This window comes from Spiroplasma endosymbiont of Polydrusus cervinus, from assembly GCF_964019755.1.
GTDB lineage: Bacteria > Bacillota_I > Bacilli_A > Mycoplasmatales > Mycoplasmataceae > Spiroplasma.
The window spans coordinates 821918-841479 of the sequence record NZ_OZ026469.1 but is presented as its reverse complement, the minus strand read 5'-3'; the positions used below and the strand labels follow the sequence as shown (position 1 = coordinate 841479).

General features: G+C 26.2%; 22 protein-coding genes, 2 tRNA genes and 4 pseudogenes. 6 read left to right on the top strand and 22 right to left on the bottom strand.

Annotated elements, in window-relative coordinates; genetic code table 4:
- Positions 1–30: 30 nt before the first annotated feature.
- A pseudogene (locus AACK78_RS07650) lies at positions 31–688 on the top strand (IS30 family transposase); the annotation flags it as partial.
- A gap of 40 nt (positions 689–728) precedes the next feature.
- On the opposite strand, the gene AACK78_RS05325 reads toward AACK78_RS07650, so the two are convergent.
- The 10 genes and pseudogenes from AACK78_RS05325 to AACK78_RS07640 form a co-directional block, all read right to left on the bottom strand.
- Positions 729–1325: a DDE-type integrase/transposase/recombinase gene (locus tag AACK78_RS05325; RefSeq protein ID WP_338954904.1), complete on the bottom strand. Its 597-nt coding sequence runs from the start codon at positions 1323–1325 to the stop codon at positions 729–731.
- A gap of 21 nt (positions 1326–1346) precedes the next feature.
- Positions 1347–1412 (bottom strand): annotated as a pseudogene (locus AACK78_RS07645) (hypothetical protein); the annotation flags it as partial.
- Positions 1413–1585: 173 nt separating this feature from the next.
- Positions 1586–1849 carry a transposase family protein gene (locus tag AACK78_RS05320; protein WP_338954390.1) on the bottom strand — a complete coding sequence of 88 codons (264 nt, stop codon included), beginning with the start codon at positions 1847–1849 and terminating at the stop codon, positions 1586–1588.
- Between the two features lie 68 nt (positions 1850–1917).
- Positions 1918–2787 (bottom strand): hypothetical protein, encoded by an 870-nt coding sequence (locus AACK78_RS05315; RefSeq protein WP_338954902.1) that lies wholly within the window; start codon positions 2785–2787, stop codon positions 1918–1920.
- 598 nt (positions 2788–3385) lie between these two features.
- A complete protein-coding gene (locus tag AACK78_RS05310; RefSeq protein ID WP_338954901.1) occupies positions 3386–3592 on the bottom strand; it encodes a hypothetical protein in 207 nt (68 codons plus the stop codon).
- Between the two features lie 151 nt (positions 3593–3743).
- The gene (locus AACK78_RS05305; protein ID WP_338954900.1) at positions 3744–4076 is read right to left on the bottom strand and encodes a hypothetical protein; all 333 of its coding nucleotides are present in this window, start codon (positions 4074–4076) and stop codon (positions 3744–3746) included.
- 540 nt (positions 4077–4616) lie between these two features.
- Entirely contained in the window at positions 4617–5018 is a 402-nt protein-coding gene (rpsI, locus tag AACK78_RS05300; protein WP_338954899.1) for a 30S ribosomal protein S9, read from the bottom strand.
- Positions 5019–5029: 11 nt separating this feature from the next.
- On the bottom strand, positions 5030–5470 hold the full coding sequence (gene rplM, locus AACK78_RS05295) for a 50S ribosomal protein L13 (RefSeq protein ID WP_338954898.1): 441 nt from the start codon (positions 5468–5470) through the stop codon (positions 5030–5032).
- Between the two features lie 111 nt (positions 5471–5581).
- Positions 5582–6823 (bottom strand): serine hydroxymethyltransferase, encoded by a 1242-nt coding sequence (glyA, locus tag AACK78_RS05290; protein ID WP_338954897.1) that lies wholly within the window; start codon positions 6821–6823, stop codon positions 5582–5584.
- Positions 6824–6926: 103 nt separating this feature from the next.
- A pseudogene (locus AACK78_RS07640) lies at positions 6927–7251 on the bottom strand (IS30 family transposase); the annotation flags it as partial.
- Between the two features lie 36 nt (positions 7252–7287).
- Here AACK78_RS07640 and AACK78_RS05275 point away from each other — a divergent pair.
- A complete protein-coding gene (locus tag AACK78_RS05275) occupies positions 7288–7401 on the top strand; it encodes a lipoprotein (RefSeq protein ID WP_338954894.1) in 114 nt (37 codons plus the stop codon).
- Positions 7402–7468: 67 nt separating this feature from the next.
- Here the strand turns inward: AACK78_RS05275 and AACK78_RS05270 are convergent, their stop codons facing one another.
- Positions 7469–7600 carry a hypothetical protein gene (locus AACK78_RS05270; RefSeq protein WP_338954893.1) on the bottom strand — a complete coding sequence of 44 codons (132 nt, stop codon included), beginning with the start codon at positions 7598–7600 and terminating at the stop codon, positions 7469–7471.
- A gap of 226 nt (positions 7601–7826) precedes the next feature.
- Between AACK78_RS05270 and AACK78_RS05265 the strand changes: the two genes are divergently transcribed.
- Positions 7827–8423, top strand: coding sequence for a hypothetical protein (locus tag AACK78_RS05265; protein WP_338954891.1), 597 nt, complete (start codon positions 7827–7829; stop codon positions 8421–8423).
- A 62-nt stretch (positions 8424–8485) separates the two neighbouring features.
- On the opposite strand, the gene AACK78_RS05260 is transcribed toward AACK78_RS05265, so the two are convergent.
- From AACK78_RS05260 to AACK78_RS05215, 10 genes are all read right to left on the bottom strand, one after another.
- Entirely contained in the window at positions 8486–9442 is a 957-nt protein-coding gene (locus tag AACK78_RS05260) for a hypothetical protein (RefSeq protein ID WP_338954890.1), read from the bottom strand.
- A 73-nt stretch (positions 9443–9515) separates the two neighbouring features.
- Complete coding sequence (locus tag AACK78_RS05255) at positions 9516–10178, bottom strand: uracil-DNA glycosylase (RefSeq protein ID WP_338954889.1); 663 nt, start codon at positions 10176–10178, stop codon at positions 9516–9518.
- 212 nt (positions 10179–10390) lie between these two features.
- Positions 10391–10831, bottom strand: a complete 441-nt coding sequence (locus tag AACK78_RS05250; RefSeq protein ID WP_338954888.1) for a Fur family transcriptional regulator — start codon at positions 10829–10831, stop codon at positions 10391–10393.
- A gap of 14 nt (positions 10832–10845) precedes the next feature.
- Complete coding sequence (locus AACK78_RS05245) at positions 10846–11070, bottom strand: acyl carrier protein (RefSeq protein WP_338954887.1); 225 nt, start codon at positions 11068–11070, stop codon at positions 10846–10848.
- A 240-nt stretch (positions 11071–11310) separates the two neighbouring features.
- Entirely contained in the window at positions 11311–11481 is a 171-nt protein-coding gene (locus AACK78_RS05240) for a hypothetical protein (protein ID WP_338954886.1), read from the bottom strand.
- Between the two features lie 121 nt (positions 11482–11602).
- Entirely contained in the window at positions 11603–11779 is a 177-nt protein-coding gene (locus tag AACK78_RS05235; protein ID WP_338954885.1) for a hypothetical protein, read from the bottom strand.
- A gap of 79 nt (positions 11780–11858) precedes the next feature.
- On the bottom strand, positions 11859–13283 hold the full coding sequence (gene proS / locus AACK78_RS05230; protein WP_338954884.1) for a proline--tRNA ligase: 1425 nt from the start codon (positions 13281–13283) through the stop codon (positions 11859–11861).
- A gap of 7 nt (positions 13284–13290) precedes the next feature.
- Positions 13291–13971: an acetyltransferase gene (locus AACK78_RS05225; RefSeq protein ID WP_338954883.1), complete on the bottom strand. Its 681-nt coding sequence runs from the start codon at positions 13969–13971 to the stop codon at positions 13291–13293.
- Positions 13972–14026: 55 nt separating this feature from the next.
- Complete coding sequence (gene cls / locus AACK78_RS05220; RefSeq protein ID WP_338954882.1) at positions 14027–15565, bottom strand: cardiolipin synthase; 1539 nt, start codon at positions 15563–15565, stop codon at positions 14027–14029.
- 111 nt (positions 15566–15676) lie between these two features.
- Positions 15677–15767, bottom strand: a tRNA-Ser gene (locus AACK78_RS05215).
- A gap of 271 nt (positions 15768–16038) precedes the next feature.
- Between AACK78_RS05215 and AACK78_RS05210 the strand changes: the two genes are divergently transcribed.
- Both AACK78_RS05210 and AACK78_RS05205 read left to right on the top strand, forming a co-directional pair.
- Positions 16039–16114 (top strand) — tRNA-His (locus AACK78_RS05210).
- A gap of 60 nt (positions 16115–16174) precedes the next feature.
- Positions 16175–16776 (top strand): annotated as a pseudogene (locus tag AACK78_RS05205) (IS30 family transposase); the annotation flags it as partial.
- A gap of 184 nt (positions 16777–16960) precedes the next feature.
- On the opposite strand, the gene AACK78_RS05195 reads toward AACK78_RS05205, so the two are convergent.
- Positions 16961–18502: a DUF2130 domain-containing protein gene (locus AACK78_RS05195; RefSeq protein WP_338954879.1), complete on the bottom strand. Its 1542-nt coding sequence runs from the start codon at positions 18500–18502 to the stop codon at positions 16961–16963.
- Between the two features lie 595 nt (positions 18503–19097).
- Between AACK78_RS05195 and AACK78_RS05190 the strand changes: the two genes are divergently transcribed.
- Positions 19098–19421: a hypothetical protein gene (locus AACK78_RS05190; RefSeq protein ID WP_338954878.1), complete on the top strand. Its 324-nt coding sequence runs from the start codon at positions 19098–19100 to the stop codon at positions 19419–19421.
- The last annotated feature ends 141 nt before the right edge of the window (positions 19422–19562 follow it).

Below are 19562 nucleotides of genomic sequence, written 5' to 3'. Positions count from 1 at the left end.
TAACATTTTAAATATTTTAGGAGGTAAAGTGTGAAAAAATATGAAAGATTAGATTTTAATGAAAGAGTAAATTTGGAAAAATTAAAAGATAATGAATTATTTAAAAAGGAAAATGGAACAATTAATATTCGAAAAATTGCTAAGCAAGTGAATAGACATTATAGAACTATTTGGCAAGAGTTAAATATGTTTTGATAATATTAATGATTATAATGCTGCAAAAGCACAAAAAATACATGATAAAAATAAAAAACAATGTCGTAAATATTCAATGTTAAATTCACAAGAATTAAGTCACCCTTCTAATGAATATAATAATTTTGGTCGTTCGCCACAAAATATTATTACTTCGTATGAATTACAATATAATGTAAAATTTGGTGTATGTTTTAAAACAATGTATAAATATATTAAATTAGGTTATTTTAATTTAAAAAAAGAAATGTTATATATTAAAAATAAAAAAAGAAAAACAAAAAATAGGGAACAAAATAATAATCGTGGAAAATTACTTAATATTAGAGATTATAAGCAATTTTTAAATGATTATGGAAATGATTTAAGTTTTAGTGGAATTTGAGAAATGGATACTCTTGATTGTGGTAATTTTCATTTGTTAGTTTTAGTAAATCGTAAATCAAAAATACTTTTTTATCATATTTTATTTAGTAAAAAGGCAAGTGTTGTATATAGACTGCACCCTGTTTAGTAAGTATTAATAAAAAGGTTTACAAACTTTCATTTATTATATATTTTTCTTTTTGGTTTGAATATAATTTATTTCATTTTTTAACATCATTAATATATTCATTATGAGATTTATAATTTTTATTATGGATTGTTCCTTTTTTAAGTAATGAATGAAAACTTTCAATAATAATGTTGTCTGCACAATGATAATTTTTACCCATTGAAATTATAATTTTGTTATCTAAACATTTACTATTGTAATCTTTAGATGTATATTGATATCCGTGATCTGAATAAATTATTATTTTATTTAAATCTTTTTTTATTTTTTTAATTTTATTAATTGCATCATTTAAATTATCAATTACAAGTTTGTTATTATTAAATTTTGATCATTTTACATCAATAATTTCTTTAGTATATCCATCAAGTATTGTTGATTGATAATGTTTTTTACCATTTCAAATTAAATAAGTTACATCAGTAAATAAAATTGAAAATCTTTCTTTAATATCATTAAAATTACGATTTACTAAATCAGGATATTTAATTATATTTTTATTTCTATTTTGTTTTATTAATATTTTTCTACGCATACGCTTTACATATTCAGCTTGAATATTATTTTCTTTCATAATTTGCAATACTTTCTTAGCATTATAAACAATGCCATAATCTTCTTTTAAATATTTGATAATTCGACGATAACCAAATTGTTTTAAATTTTCTTCATAGACTTTTACAATATTTTTTAATGATTCGCTATCCTTACCATTACTTGAATAATTTTTATATTTATCTCAATAACTACGCTTTAAATCTGTTATATCAAGTAATAAATTTAGTGGATATTTATTAATGTTTTCTTTGATAAAAGATACAATTTTTCTTTTATTTAATTGTAAAAGTCATGAAGCTTTTTTAGTAATTCATACCTAACTTTGTAATAGTTTAAATCTCTTTTTTCAAATGATTCTTTTGGACCTTTATTGGTGTTTAAAATTCCTTTCTTAAAATTTTCATACCATGAAGCAACAGTTTTTTTATTAATTTGATATTTTTTTGCAATAAAACTTATACTATTATTTTTAACCTCTTGTACTATCATTTTTCGAAAATATGCTGTATATTTATTAAATTTTTGTCCTTTTCTTGCCATATAAAAATGCACCTCCTTTAAAGTTTAGCAAAATCTTTTTTTATTTTACTTACTTTTTAGGGTGCAGTCTATTCAATGTTATTAATTACTTTATCAATTTCATTAATTGTACCCCTAATATCTTTTATGACTAAATTTAAATTAAAAATCGCATTAATACTATCAACAATATTTACCACTTCAATCTTTAAAGTACTAATTTTCTGATTTAACGTTCCTGTTTCAAGTTCTAAGGCAGAAATTTCTTGCTCATATTTATTTTCATCACTGGCGTTAATCTTTTGTTGATTAACCGTAATTTGTTCTTCATATTGTTTTAATAATTGCAAAATACCACTTTTAAATGCTGCTTGTTCTTTTTGCACAACAATATTTTCCTGTTTTAATACAAGTTGATTTTTTAATTCTAAAATTTCATTTTGCATTGCATATAATTTTTCAATTCAATCATTATCTCGCAATTCTTTGCTAACTTGTTTTAATCTTTCTAATTCTAATTCTTTCTCTTTTAATAACTTATTATCAGTTGGAATTGATAATAATCTTTTATATGTTTCAGTTAATGAATATGATTCATCAAATTGAAAACCAAGTTTTTCTTGTAATAACTTATCAAAATGATTATTAAATAATTGAACAAGAGCTGGCGTTGATATAATCATTCCTTTTCAATTCAAATCATCTAAGAAGGCTAATACATTCTGAATATTGTTAACATCAACAGCTAATTTATGATTATCAGTTTGATATTGCAATTTCTGATTAATTACTGTTTCTCGTTCAGCAATTAAGGTATTTAGTTTTTGCATATATTTATTATAATAATTAATTTCTTTCTCTAACATTTTCGCATTTGCTTTTAACTTTTGTAATTCATATTTTTGATTCTCATAATCATGCTCAATTCCATTTCATTTTTTTAAATATTGTCTTAACAAATGTGAATAAATAAAGCGATAACTATTAAAAATTAACTTATCCGAATTAAAATCATTAAAGCGATTTTTTCCGAACTTCTTCTCCTGTTAAACGCAATGGAACTAGCAATGGCGTTTTATACAATCTTGTCAAAACATTATCAATTACGGTATGATTTTGCGATGAAATTAAAACCTTTTTCCCTAGCTTGGCATATTGATAAACTAATTCAGCAATAAATTCGGTCTTACCCGTGCCCAGGTTGGTCCTTGTAATAAAAAAATATCTTGAGAATTTAAAGCTTTTGCTATTGCTTTTTTTGATTTAAATTTAAGTTATTAGAAGCAAATGTTAATTGTTCTAACATAATTAAATCAAATTGTGATTTTAATTTAATATCGACAATATTAAAAATATAATTAATTAAATATGGATTAGCAACATCGTTTTTACTAATCTTATCTAAAATAATATTACTACGCCGAATTAGCGTTGAATCACCCGTACCAATATAAGTTAAATAACCATATGGTGCAATTATTTTTTTAATTCACTAAACGATATTTCATCATCATTCTTTATTTCATAAAAGCAATTAACAATTTGATACTGATCTAATTATTTAATAATTAATTTAATTTTTTCTTGATCAATATCGTCTTCTTGATTAATATTATTTTCAAGCATATAAATTTTCATTAGTTCTTTTTTAAAATCATAGTTCCCTTTTGCTTGTTGTTCTTTTGTTTCTGCAATATTAACCCCTAAATCATAAATATTTGTTCCCTCTTGGACATAACTATCACTAAAATTAAAAGTAAACAATGATAATGGTGTTTTTTTTGATATGTTCGATTAATATCCAAACTAGCAATACTTAGATTAGTTAATTGTTTTAAAACTAAATATTTATTCAAATTGTCTAATAATAGTTTTAATTCAACGATAATTATTTCTTCAAATAAATGATTAGTTGTTAAATTTTTTTAATAAAATGCTTTTTATCAACATATCAAAAATTATGCGCTAAAAATAAAGCATCATGAAACTTTTCTCCCATTGCAACGGTTTTCGGAATTTTAATATACTCTGTTAATTTTCGTTTTAAATATAAACAAGAATTATTCCGTTTATATTCTAAATTTTGCGCTTGAAATTGTAAATATTGTAATCATCGTTCTTTTTTATCCGCAAAAAATGAAGTTAAAAATTTCATATTCGCTATTGCATTTGAGTCAAAAATAGTTCGCACTTTTGCCTCTTCAATTCGAAAATTATCCGAAATCTCAAGAACGACTCCGGTTGCCAATGTTTAAAATTCTTGTTTTTCTTTTTTCATCGTTGTTAAAAAAATATTTTTAACATTTACAATCCCAATTTTAGGATCAATATCTCCGAGGATTGTTAATGATAAATTTGAATCTAACATTTCATCTAATAAAGTAATCGATTTGAAGCAAATCAAAATATCATAAAGTTTCTTTTCTTCGCCCTTTTGTCCTTTTTTTATTTTTGCTTGATCATTAATTAAAGCAACAAAAAAAATCAGCAATACATATATTAGTTTTGAAAAAAGTATCTAAGGCTTGCACTGTTGTAATGTTCTTTATGTGAAGGTTCTTAACATCTTCATCAGTAAATTTACTTTTTGCATTTGTTAAAAAATAAAAATTTAATAATAAGTTATTACCCCGATATTTTTCTCCCTGAATTGTAAATTCCAGCAGTGTCATTACTTAACCCTCTTATCTACATAATAATTATACTAAACTTATGGTAGATGACAAATTAAACTCAATAAATTAAAAAAAGAACATTTTGCAAAGCAAAATGTTCTTTTTTTCGAAATCTATCTTTTTGAATATTGCGGTGCTCTTCTAGCTCCGTGTAGCCCATATTTTTTACGTTCTTTAATACGAGCATCACGAGTTAGCATGCCAGCATGTCTCAATAAAGTTTTATAATCTTGTGATGCTTCAACTAGGGCTCTCGCAATTCCTAGTCTTGTTGCACCAGCTTGTCCGGTAAAACCACCACCAGACACTTTAACACGGATATCAAATTCTGATTTTGAACTAGTAATATCCAAAGGTTGTTCCAAATCTTGCACTAATGTTGCATATGGGAAAAACTCTAACGCTGGCTTCCTATTAACAACCACATTCCCTTTACCAGGAGTCAATACAACTTGGGCAATAGAAGATTTTCTTCTTCCGGTACCACGATATATAACTTCTTGTTTTTTTGCCATATTTTCTCCTTTTATTTATTAGTTAATTCTAATTTAATGGGTTGTTGTGCTTCATGTGGATGTTCATTACCTGGATAAACAAATAAATTACGGAATAATTTACTTCCTAAGATATTTTTTGGTAACATTCCTTTAATTGCGTGTTCAACTGGATAAATTGGTTTTTTAACTAACATATCCTTTGCTGTTGTTCGTTTTAATCCCCCTGGATATTGTGAATGATGATAATATATTTTACCCTTTAATTTGTTCCCTGATAAGATAACTTTATCAGCATTTAGAATAATAACATTATCGCCACAATCAACATGCGGAGTATACGCTGGTTTATTTTTTCCTCTTAAGATCATTGCAACTTTACTTCCTAAACGCCCTAAAACTAGACCTTGAGCATCAATAACATATCATTTTTTATCAACTTTAGCTGAATTTAAGATAGTAGTTTGTCTCATGTCACTGCCTCCTCACATCATTCCGTACCAGGGTCTAATGTATAAAGCAATAATATTATAACTAAAAATAACAGGATAATCAATCTTTTAATCTGATATTTTGAAATTTAATTATTCTTGTAATGTTCAATTTGTATAAATTGGAAAATCTTTTAGTAATTTTTGGACTTCTTTTTGATATTTTGTAATATTATCATTAGTTGGTTCTTTTAAAACATGATAAATTATTTTCCCAATTTTTTGGAATTGTTTATTACTAAAACAACGGGTTGTCATTGCTGCTGTTCCTAGACGGATTCCACTAGTAACGACCGATGATTCTTTATCAAACGGAATCATATTTTTATTACAAATAATACCAATTTTTTGTAAAATTTCTTCCGCCATTTGTCCTGAAATTCCTAAACTACTTTTAACATCAACCATTAATAAATGATTATCGGTTCCATTAGCTACTAAGCGTAGATTTTTGTCCTTTAATGTTGCTGCTAATACTTTGGCATTACTAATAATTTCTGCTTGATATTTATTAAATTCCGGTTGGAGTGCTTCTAAGAAACATTGAGCTTTAGCAGCAATAACATGTTCTAATGATCCCCCTTGATTGCCCGGAAAAATAGCACTATTAATTTTTTTAGCCCATTTTTGTTTTGATAAAATTAACCCCCCACGAGGTCCTCGTAGTGTTTTATGTGTTGTTGAAGTAACTACATCAGCATATGGAATTGGTGACTGATGTAGTCCAGCAGCAACTAGTCCAGCAATATGTGCCATATCAACCATTAATAAGGCACCAACTTTATCAGCAATTTCTCGGAACTTTTTAAAATGAATCTCACGTGAATAAGCACTGGCCCCCGCCACTATTAATTTTGGTTTCACTTCCATTGCAATTTTTTCAATTGCGTCATAATCTAACATTTCGGTTTTTGGATCAACTTGGTAACTATGAAAATCATATAACCGCCCAGAAAAATTAACATTATGTCCATGGGTTAAGTGCCCACCAGCTGCTAAATCCATCGCTAAAATCGTATCACGTGGTTGTAATAAAGCATAATAAGCCGCTGCATTAGCTTGACTACCTGAATGAGGCTGAACGTTAGCATGCTCTGCTTGAAATAATTCTTTTACCTTATCAATTGCCAATTGTTCAAGTTGGTCAATATATTCACACCCCCCATAATAACGGTGAAACGGATACCCTTCAGCATATTTATTTGTCAAAATTGATCCGGTAATAGCTAAAATTGCTTCACTAACATAATTTTCTGAAGCGATTAATTCAACATGATCTTGCTGACGTTTTAATTCCAAATTAATTAATTCTTTAATTTGTGAATTCACTTTCATTATCTTCATCTCCACTCTATAATTTCTAATATCATTATATAGATGTATATGGATAGATTACAATAAGTTGGACCATATTTATGTGGACTTTCAAATAAAATATGTATACTGTAAAAATATTTTGTGGCGAACGACCAAAATTATTATATTCATTAGAAAAATGACTTAATTCTTGTGAATTTAACATTGAATATTTACGACATTGTTTTTTATTTTTATCATGTATTTTTTGTGCTTTTGCAGCATTATAATTATTAATATTATCAAAACATATTTAACTCTTGCCAAATAGTTCTATAATGTCTATTCACTTGCTTAGCAATTTTTCGAATATTAATTGTTCCATTTTCCTTTTTAAATAATTCATTATCTTTTAATTTTTCCAAATTTACTCTTTCATTAAAATCTAATCTTTCATATTTTTTCATACTTTACCTCCTAAAATATTTAAAATGTTATAATTATTGTACATAAATTATAACATTTTAAATATTTTAGGAGCAATCGAATTAACAGCAACAAGTACAACATCATTAATTAGTTGCGAAAAACCAAATAATAGTGAAAACGGGGAGTAATAAACCAGAGCCCAAATCACAACAATCACCAGTTGGAAGTAATTGAAAGTTAATTGAAAATTGTAAATTACGCGGGATAATTTATTCTTTGCTTTTTAATTTCAATATCATTTGCAATCTTATTGACAGTATTAATAACAATATCTTTACCATACTTTTTTACTAACGACCGCAAAATTAAATATTGCTTTATTTGCATAATTTCAACCTCCTATAATTAACTTAAAAGTTAACTTAAAAAAGTTAACTAAATTAATAGTTAACTTTTTATGATTTGGTATTTACAATTTACAAACCCAATAAACTTAATTTTTCTAAGCATTGAAGAGAAGAAAATTACCGGAGCAAAAATATAATTCCATTAATTGAAAGAAATATTCAAAAAATAGAAATGGAAATAATAGAGTTTATGATGAAATCACCTGATGGTGCTAAAACATATTGACAGCGTGCATTTAATTATAAATACTCACTACAAGAAAAAACTTGAAAAAGAATTAAACTTAAATAATCAACAACCAATAATAGTTAATTTACAAACTGATATTAGAGATGTTAAAAAAGTGATAATAATGCTTAATAATTTTACTTATTTGTTAGAAATTCCTTATTGGTTATTACAAAATAGTAGTATTGGTAATAAATATCCATTTGCTAAGAAATATGAATTAGTTAATGAAATTAATCAAATTGGAACACGATATAGTGGTAAGACTATATCAAATATTAAAATGTTTGGTGAATTATTAAAAATTAGTTTATTAATTAAAGAACCAATTTGTATAATTGCTAGTATGTATTGGAGTAAAGATTTAAAAGATCGTGTCTTTCAAAATATATGAAATATGTTAGATGAAAATGATATTCCTTATAATATTAATTTATCAAATTTTACTTTATCAAATGATAGCAATATATATTGTAAAGTTTTACATTCACCAAGTTGCAAAGAAAAATTAAAAGCCTTTGCTGATTTAGTTTTACAGTATACAGTATACAAAAAAATGGTTGCAATTTATTAAAAATATTTTATTATTAATCTAGCAAGATATAAATTTCCCGTTTGTATCTACACAGCGCCTTTTTAATATTGTAAATTGGCATTGGTATCTTTATGAATTAATGGTGAAACAGCTCAATATGTAATGTAAATAATCGCTGAATTAAATAATACTTTTATTGGGGCCATTGCTAACCTTGTAATCATCGTTACTCCATAACCATCAGTTCAAACATTCTTATTCTGCGAAACGGTTAGGAAAGCAATATCCCCCCAGGCAGATATCAGCGTGGTGACTCAATACTCATTAACAACAGCAAGCATAATAATTGCCACTAAATCTCAATAACGTTTTTTTGTTTTGTCAAAATGACGATAAACAAACATTATAATTCAAATAATAACAATTGTTCCCCCTGCTCCAAAACCAATAATATAAAGTAATACAATTTTGCTAACTTCTAAACCTGCGAACAAAGTAATTGTTTCTAATGGTGAATATCAAGTCATTACCCCAGCAAAAGTTCCAAAAATTAAAATAAAAATATTTGTTAACATAAATAAAATTCATTTATGCTTACCAACGGCACGATTAATTGAAGAAGCACAACCCGATAAAAAACCATATGAAGCAATTACAATAATATATGCAACATGAACATAAGACGGAACAAACAACATTACAATTAAGTCAGTAACAACCCCCGATAAGAGGCCAACAATTGGTCCAAAGATAAAACCACTAATTTTAACCATTAAACCTTCAAAAGCAATCCGGACGGGTGGAAAAACAATAATTGGAACTGTTATTGAAATAATAATTGTAACTGTTGCTGAAACTGCTGATAGCATTGTAATATAAGCAATGTTTTTAGTTGTAAAACGAATCCCATTGTAGCGGCTAGGATTAATTAAATAATATAAACCATTATAAACACAATAAATAATAAAAAGTGCACCGATAACACCACTAGCAACATATGCCATTTTATTACTATATAAGATTTTCGATATATCACTAAATGTTGTTAGTAGACCCATAATATCCCCACAATCTATTTTGATAAAATAATTCCTTTTGTATAGTCAATATTTTACATATAACAATTATACATTACATTTTCCAATCAATTATGTTTTTTTTATTTTTTAAAAGTAAATCATTAATTTTTAAAAAAAATTGCTGATCTTTAAATAAGTTATAACTAAACGGCGACGGATGCGCTCCCTTAATAATATTATCCTTATTCAAAATATATTTACTATATTGTTTAGCATAATTTCCTCATAAAACATAAATAATATCATAGCTAATCTTATTTAAATAAATAATTAAATTTTGACTAAAAGTAGTTCAGCCAATATCTTTATGGCTTAATGGCGCTTTGGTAACAACACTCCCAATTGTATTATATAAAAAAACACCTTTTTTAGCTCAATGGTCTAAATTGCCACTAGCATAGTGGTCAATCTCCAAGTCTTTTTTTAATTCATGAAAAATATTAACTAAACTTGGTGGGTTTTTTATTCCATCATTAACACTGAATGCCAATCCATTTGCTTGACCCGGGCCATGATAAGGATCTTGACCAATAATGACAACCTTAATATTTTTTGGTTCAATTAAGGTAAATAAACGAAAAATATCTGTTTTTGTTGGATAACAAATTTTACTTTCGTACTCTCGATCAATATTTTTTAGCAATTTCTTAAAATACGGTTTTTTAATTTCATTATCAAAAAACTCTTCTCAACCAACTGCATACTTTATTCACATTGTCATTTTCTCCTATTACCTTTATTATAGTAATCTATTAATTTTAGTTTTTTGTAGAATAATTATATCAAAAAAAGATAAAATAATTATCCTAAAAATAGGAGGGTGAAAAATGCAAGAACTAAAGGAAAAGATGCCGATTGTTGTAAATTGTAAATACCAAATCATAAAAAGTTAACTAAATTAATAGTTAACTTTTTATGATTTGGTATTTACAATTTACAACGGCATTGTTGACAAATCCCATGTCCTTCAATTTTAAAATGAACTGGCTCTCAATTAATATTTGTCATTATCTCTTTTAAATTAGATAATTTAATTTCTTCTAAAATATTGTTATCTTTAATATGGATAACATTTTTACAAATATCACAAACCATATGAAAGGATGGGTTCTCTGCTAAATCATATCAAATTTGCTTCCCATCAAAAGAATTAGTAAAAACAATATGCTCACTAATTAATAAATCAATTGTATTATAAACTGACATTAAATTAACATTTTTAAATTCTTTCTCTAGTAATTTAACAATTTCGGTTAAAGTCAAATGTTGTTTCTCAGTTAAAATTTTAATAATTGCTAACCTAATTTCAGTAATTCGATAATTTTTACTTTTTAATAACTGTACAATACCGTTATATGATAATGCCATTGATGCCAGCTCCTTTATTTTTTAATTTCATTAATAATATCAACTAAGTCTGCTACTGTTTTAATATCCATTAATTTATCATCGGGAATTTGAATACCACATTTTTTCTCCGCTTCAATGACTAAATCCATTAAATCTAATGAATCTAATCCTAATGATTTAAATTCCGTATTTAAGTCAATAGGTTTTGAAATTCCCCGTTCTTTTAAAACTTTTTTAATTTCATCTAACACATTCATTTAAAGTCCCTCGCCTTCTCTTGTTATAATTAATGTAATTATAACAAGTTTAAGAACAAAATAATAGCACCCAAGGGTCCAACCTTTATAAAGTAATTTTTCATGTCCGATATAATTGTTGCTGGTTATGATAATGATAAATGATAATTACTTTTGAATAATCAATTTGCTCATTACTGTGTATACTGTAAAACTAAATCATTATCACGAAGATGTGGAGCACGAATAACTAAACTAATTTTATTTTTTTTGTGGTATCAAGACACTGCCCGGAATAATGACTTTCCCTGAATTTGAATATTGTACTTCTTTTTGTAAAATTCTTAATAATGTTTGATGATAGGTTGCTTGTAATTGTGTTGTTGTTTGACATTGTTTTTTATTATTAATATTTCAAGCAATCTTTAACATGGAAAAATTAAATTCAAAAGAGCGAAATCGCTTTTACAAAATTTTAACAAGCTCCGCCGGGGTCCTATGGTCTTCGATATATGCCGTTGTTAACTATCCATATGGTATATAAACCATGGTTTTAAATTGCCCCAATATTAGGGCGAATATAAAAAGCATAATCCGTACTATTATCCCCATTATTAAAAGAAAATAACAGCATTGTGACATCTAATGCTAAGTTAATTTTATTATTCGGAGCAAATTGGAAAGAATTATAAAATGCTGATGGTTTTTGTAAATTGAAATACCAAATCATAAAAAGTTAACTATTAATTTAGTTAACTTTTTATGATTTGGTATTTCAATTTACAAAAATAAAGAAGGTTTCCGTGTTATTAATAAGCACGGGCAAAATAAACTAAATTAGTTGCTGGTTCCCCGCAATGAAAGCACTTTGTTTTTTTAGGTGGCACATCAAAGAGAATACAACGTGATGTTGTTTGGGTCTCGGCCTTAATGGTATCTTCACATTCAATACGTTCACAAAAAGGAACTAAAAATAAGCCATTCATTTTCGCTAAAGTTTTTTTATACTCAGAATAATTATCAATTTCTTTTGTTCGTTGTTGACGATTTTTTAACGCCTTTTGATATAGATTTGTCGCAATTTGTTGTAATAAATAAGCAACTGTCTTTTCAACTTCTGATAATGTAACGGTCATCTTTTCAAAAGTATCGCGACGAGCAATGGTAACTTGCTCTTGGGCTAAATCACGCGGCCCAATTTCAATTCGCAACGGAATCCCTTTAATTTCGGCATTCGCTGCTCGAAAACCAAAACCTTTATCAGATTGATCAATTTCACAACGATATGACTTTAATTTTTTTTGTAATTGGCAAGCGGCAGATAATTGCTCATCACTATCAGTACTAATTGGTAAAATCATAATTTGTGTGGGGGCAATTTCGGGTGGTAAAACTAACCCATTATCATCACTATGTGTCATAATAATCCCCCCTATCAAGCGCGTAGAAACCCCTCACGATGTTGAATAGGCGTATTTTAATTCATTTTTTTGATTAGCAAATTTTATATCAAAAGCTTTCGCAAAATTTTGACCAAAATAATGACTTGTCCCACATTGCAACGCTTGACCATCATACATTAATGATTCAATTGTATAAGTTTCTTCGGCCCCAGCAAATTTTTCCCGTTCAGTTTTTTGCCCTTTAATAACTGGTAATAATAAAGTTTTTTCAGCAAAGTTAGCATAAATATCTAAAATTTTTAGAGTAAGCTGCTGCGCTTCTTTTTTTGTAGCATGAATCGTGTGCCCTTCTTGCCACAAAAATTCACTAGTTCGTAAAAAAGGACGGGTTGTTTTTTCTCATCGTAAGACATTAACTCATTGATTATATAACAATGGTAAATCACTATACCCTTGAATTTCTTTACTAAAGAAAGTCCCAAACAAAACTTCCGATGTTGGACGAATGTATAATTCTTCATCAAGCACCTTATCACCAACTTTTGTTACCGTTGCAATTTCGGGGGAAAATCCAGCAATATGTTCTTTCTCTTTATTAAAAAGGGTCTTTGGAATTAGTACTGGAAAATAAACATTTTTGACACCAACTTTTTTAAACTCCACATCACAAATTTTTTGAATATTTTCTCAAATTGCATACCCATAGGGTTTAAAAATCGTTGTTCCTTTAACTGGCCCATAGGTAATTAAATCAGCATTTAAAACAATATCAGTATATCACTGGGCAAAATCAACTTCACGAGGAGTAATTTTCTCTAACTTTCTCTTCATTAATTATTTACTTCTTTCTATCTTCTCTTAAAACACTGGAAATATTCCCTTTTTCGCCTTGAAAAATTTTAAGTTTTAAATGATTACTTTTAACATATGTTTGAATTCGATTTAAATACTGATTATTTTTTATTAATATTCATCGAATTGCCGCTGGTTTAACATCTTCAAAAACTTTGACGCGGCGCGTAACATCATCATATTCTCAATCTTTTTTTGTTAAATCAAATAAACTTTTAATATCAATTGCAATTACCGCAATTTGAGTTGGATCAACTTTCTGCTCTGCAACTCAACTTCAAAAATAGTGCCGTGTTGAATTATCTAATTCAAATTCTAAATGATCTGGTTTTTCTAAATATGTTCAAACAATATATTCACTTTCTTTTGCCAATTGAATATTTTTAATTGGTTGTAAACCAAATTCTAATTGGCGTAAGACATTACTAATGTCAGTATAAAATAATAATAATTTAACTCGTTGTCGATTAAATTCCTTAATAATTTTATGCGTTTTATGGCGTTTAAAACTAAAGCCAGTCTTAATCTTAATATTATCATTATCATCCTCAAACAAACTAGTTTCTAAATTATCTGATGATAATTTTTGTAATAAGTTGTTCCGCTTTTTCTCTTTTTTATTATCTTTTGTCTGGTCATCCTGCTCTTTTAATTTATTAAATAACATTATTAACCCTCCTTTCCTCATAATAATTATACAAAAAATTATTCCTGTTGTTAACTTATAAAATTGGGGCGACCAATTTTAAACATGTTAATAATAAACGATAACTTAATGGTTTATATTTAATCGGTCACTCACATCATAAAATGGCATGTTCATAATCTCATTCTCACCGCGGAAGAAAACTTTTCACTACTGCTGTATCGTATATCACAGCTGTTGTTTGATGATCAGAAAAGAAACTACGATAATCTAAATTACAAGTTCCAATAACGGCAACATCATCATCGAAAATAGCAATTTTATTATGACTAAAGGTATTATTCATTTCATAAATTTTAACACCACTAGCAATTAAATTTTTACAATAACTTTTGGTAATATCTAACACAAAAATTTTATCGGTTAAACCGGGAATTATTAACCGAACATCAACGCCAGCCCGAGCAGCCAAAATTAAGGTTTGAATAAGGTCATCTGGTGGAATAAAGTATGGTGTTGATAATCAAACCCGTTTTCGTGCTTTACTAATTAATGAAATATATAAATCCTTTGTAATTGAATGATCAATACTAGGACTATGATTAACAATTTGTAAATGTGATTTACCCGTAACATTATATTGCTTTGGTTCTAACACCGTCGGCTCTAAGTCAGTAATTTTTTCATGCCGTTTTGTGGCAAAATATCAATCATCAGCAAAAATAACTTCTAACCCGCGAACTGCTTCGCCTTCAATTCGTACTTGCGTATCATGAAAAATCCCAAACTTTCATGAACGATCAGCATATAAATCTGCTAAATTAATTCCCCCCGTATAACCGATTAAACCATCAATAATAACATCCTTGCGGTGATTACGATAGTTTGCATTCCCACTAATAAAAGGTGTAATAATTGGTAAATACTTATGAACTCGGACCCCAACTTTAATTAGTTTTTTAATGCTTTTTTTACTAATTTTAAAATAACTTCCAACATGGTCATAAATCATGTAAACACGAACCCCATTGGCAATCCGTTCTTTTAAAACTGCTAAAAAAGACTCAAATAACTCTCCATCCGCAACAATAAAATAAGTTAATAAAATATATTCTTGTGCTTGCTGTAAATCGGTTAATAATGATTTGAAAACATTCGTTCCATTGGTAATAATTTTAATTTGATTATTTTGATATAATGGTTTATTAGCATGCCGCATTAGTAACTCAATAACATTCCCAAATTTTTGCATTGGTGCAGTATATTTGCCTAAAGCGGCCTTATTTTTTTTCAAATAAGTATCATATTCTAATTTATTTAAATGGTTATATAATAATGATTTTTTATTTGAATAATGGTATTTTCTTCCAAAAAAAACATATGAACATAACCCAATAAACGGAACAAAGTTAATAAAAATAATTCATGAAAATTTAACTTCATAACGTCGTTTCGAAAAAAAGAAAAAGAGTGAGAAGACTAAATCAAGAATAACAATTCCTAAAAAAATATATAAGAACTTAACATTAAAAATAACAACGACAACGATTAATCCCATAATTGCCATTCCAAATAAAAAAATCATTGATAAAATAATTTTTAATCAATTTTTCACTATGTTTCCCCTTTATGGCACAATTATTAATATCTTTATTATACCAATAATTTAAAAAAAGTTATAAAATTATTATAACTTTTTTGTCTTTTATCGTCTAATGTAATGTAATGGCGGAACAGGAGAGACTCGAACTCTCGCGCCGGTTACCCGGCCTAACACCTTAGCAGGGTGCCCTCTTCACCAACTTGAGTACTGTTCCGTAATGATACCCTATATATTATACAAAAGATATCATTTTAAACAAGTGGAAAAGACCATTTTTTGTGAAAACCGCACACATTTAAAAATTTAGCTCATACCGTTAATAAAGTTATAACATAAAAATGATATTTCTATCATTTTTATGATTTGGTATTTACAATTTACAGTTTTTTAAAATAATTTTTTTGAGATGTGCCGATGATTCTATTTAATTTACATTTTTTTGTTTTAAGTTATAATAAATAAGGTTATTTATATAATCAACTATGGCGGTTGTGGCGAAGAGGTTAACGCTCCGGATTGTGGCTCCGGCATTCGTGGGTTCAAGTCCCATCAGCCGCCCCATTTTTAACTACAAGAGAAGTAGCTTTTTTTATTTTTAAAATATAACATTTCTTTTTTTAAATTAAATTAGGTTATTTTAATTTAAAAAAAGAAATGTTATATTTTAAAAATAAAAAAAGAAAAAAATGGGGAACAAAATGATAATCGTGGAAAATTGCTTAATATTAGAGATTATAAGCAATTTTTAAATGATTATGGAAATGATTTAAGTTTTAGTGGAATTTGAGAAATGGATACTCTTGATTGTGGTAATTTTTATTTGTTAGTTTTAGTAAATCGTAAATCAAAAATACTTTTTTATCATATTTTATTTAGTAAAAAGGCAAGTATTGTATTAACAATTTTAATGAAAATGATTAAACAAATTGGTATTAGTAAATTTAGTTGTATTTTAACCGATAGAGGAAAAGAATTTTATAGATGAAAAACAATAGAAAAACATTTTAAAATAAGAGTTTATTTTTGTGATCCTGTTAAACCTCGTCAGAAAGCATTAGTAGAAAGAATAAATAGAGATAAGGCGTTGATTGGGTCAAAATGAGCCATTAATTAATATTCGTAGTAGATTAAAATCTATTTTAAATATATTAAATACCACAATTAGACCTTGCTTGGAAAATTTTATATCAAGACAATATTTTAAAAAAATTTTTTTAAATTAAATTAGTGTTTGTTAAGATTAGTAAAATTTATTTTTTGCTGTGTTTAATTTTATAATTTTAAAAATAAATATTAAAAATAATATTTTTAATTTAATATTTTTTGTGATTATTGTTTTTTATTTTTAATTTGTTATAATTTTATTAACTTTTTATGATTTATTTTTACAGTATACACTGCTTTAATTTAAAAATTAAATTCTTCAAGAAATTCTCTAATATTGTGTAATGCATTATTATGCATCTTTTCTCTTGCAATTCTAATTTCATCCACTTTTTTAGTAATGCTTGCCTCTGCTTCTTTAATTCTCATAAAACTATCTTCAAACATTTTAATTAATTTTGGTAAATGGACTTCTTTTCAAGAAGTAAATGCTTTTATTTTTTCATCATAATTTGTTATTTGTTTTTGAGAATCTAATTTATTTTCAATTTTAATCATACTTCTAAGAATTTGCCCTACAAAAATAAAACTATCTGCATCGCATAGATAAATATTTGGATTTTCATCAGATTTTTTAAATGGAATCCCTGGATATTTTTTATTGAATGATGTTGCAACAAGAATTCCATATTTTGAATCTTGTTTAGCCATATCTTCGACTAATTTTTTTTCTCATGCATTACTTCATTCTGCATTTTTTACTTCATAAACTATTTTGCCTATTTTTTTATTATCAGTTATAATTTTTTGTAAATAATCTGCTTTTTTATCTTGTGAAGTAATTTTAGTAACTTTATCATCTTCAAATACTTTTAATAATTCACCATATACTTCATGCTCAAAGTTTTCTCCTTTTGTTTTATTCTGGATAACTTTATTAGTAGCATTGGCAATCTTTAATTCCTCAACTTGAAAATTAAGAATTTTTAATTCTTTTTCATAATTTAAAATTATTTCTTGTTGTTTGTTCATTAATTGATTTTCTTTTTCAACCAATAATTTTTCTAAATTAACTTTATTATTACTTAATTCAATACTTTGATTAGTAATAATTTGATTAAGTTTATCAAGCTCTTCTTGCTTTATCTTATTAAATTGATTCTCTTTCTCAGCCAATGTTTTATCTAATTCAAGTTTATTATTTTCTATAAGAGTACTTAACTTAGCAATATGTTCTTTTAGATCATCAATTTCTTTTTGTTTTGCCAAATTAATTGAATTTTCTTTTTCAATCAATAATTTTTCTAAATTAACTTTATTATTACTTAATTCAATACTTTGATTAGTAATAATTTGATTAAGTTTATCAAGCTCTTCTTGCTTTATCTTATTAAATTGATTCTCTTTCTCAGCCAATGTTTTATCTAATTCAAGTTTATTATTTTCTATAAGAGTACTTAACTTAGCAATATGTTCTTTTAGATCATCAATTTCTTTTTGTTTTGCCAAATTAATTGAATTTTCTTTTTCAACCAATAATTTTTCTAAATTAATTTTATTATTACTTAATTCAATACTTTGATTAGTAATAATTTGATTAAGTTTATCAAGCTCTTCTTGCTTTATCTTATTAAATTGATTCTCTTTTTCAGCTATAATTCTTGATAATTCTTCTTTTTGCTGTTCTTGTAAATCAATAATTAATTTTTCTCTTAAATTTTGAATATAAATATCTTTATGCTTATCAAAAATAGATTTTAAATTAGCTAAAATTTTTTCATTTTTACTAAAATCTTCTTCTGTAATAATATATCCACAATTGGGACATGTGAATTCTCATTTCATATTTTTATCTCCTTTTTCTTATTTACTAATGACGTTTAATTAATTGATTATTATTTAATAAAACATTATATAGTTCTAAGTTAGATTTTGCCTTTTTAACTAGAATATTTAAATAGTAAATTTATAAAATACACTATTTATTATTTACAAAATATTTTTTTAATCATAGCGAACGAAAGAAATATATTTAATTTTTATAGTTATTGTCATTAGGAAGTAGGTGTTTAAATACGCGTAACTTGTTACCCTAATTAACTTTCTTCTAATTTTGTATACTGTAAAACTAAATCATAAAAAGTTAATAAAAGTATAACAAATTAAAAATAAAAAACAATAATCACAAAAAATATTAAAAACAATATTTTTAATTTAATATTTTTTGTGATTTAGTTTTACAGTATACACAATCGGATTAACAGCAACAAGTACAACATCATTAATTAGCTGCAAAAAACCAAATAATATTGAAAACGGGGGGTAATAAACCAGAACCCGAACCACAACAACCACCAGTTGGAAGTAATTGAAAGTTTGTAAATTGTAAATAATTAATTTATATAGTACAATATAAGTAGATGAGACAAGGGAGGAAGTTATGAAACCAGAATTAAAGGAATTATTATTAGAAATTAAAACTAAAATTAATGATGATAAACTTTTTCGTGATTTTATTGGCGAAATCATCAATGAAGCTAATTACAATAATTATTATGAACAATCAGTTGCGGATGAGGAAATTGCTGAGCAATTGGTTGAAATTTATTTTATTGAAAATTATAGTAATGATGAAGAAATTTCAGAATTAAAAGAAAAGATCATGAAGATTTTATTCTTTTTAGAAGGACAAAAAGAATTAATTAAGGAGTATGCTTATTTTGTTGAAAGCAAAGTAAGTCAATTTGTGACAGAACTTAACTAATTTAACTAATCTGACAGTTATTGTTAGATTTTTTTTAAATTTAAAGTTATTTATTGTTAATGCTTATGGCAGTAGACTAATAAATTATGGTTAGTAAGTAATTTAATTTGAAATAACAAATTAAAAGATAATAAGACATAA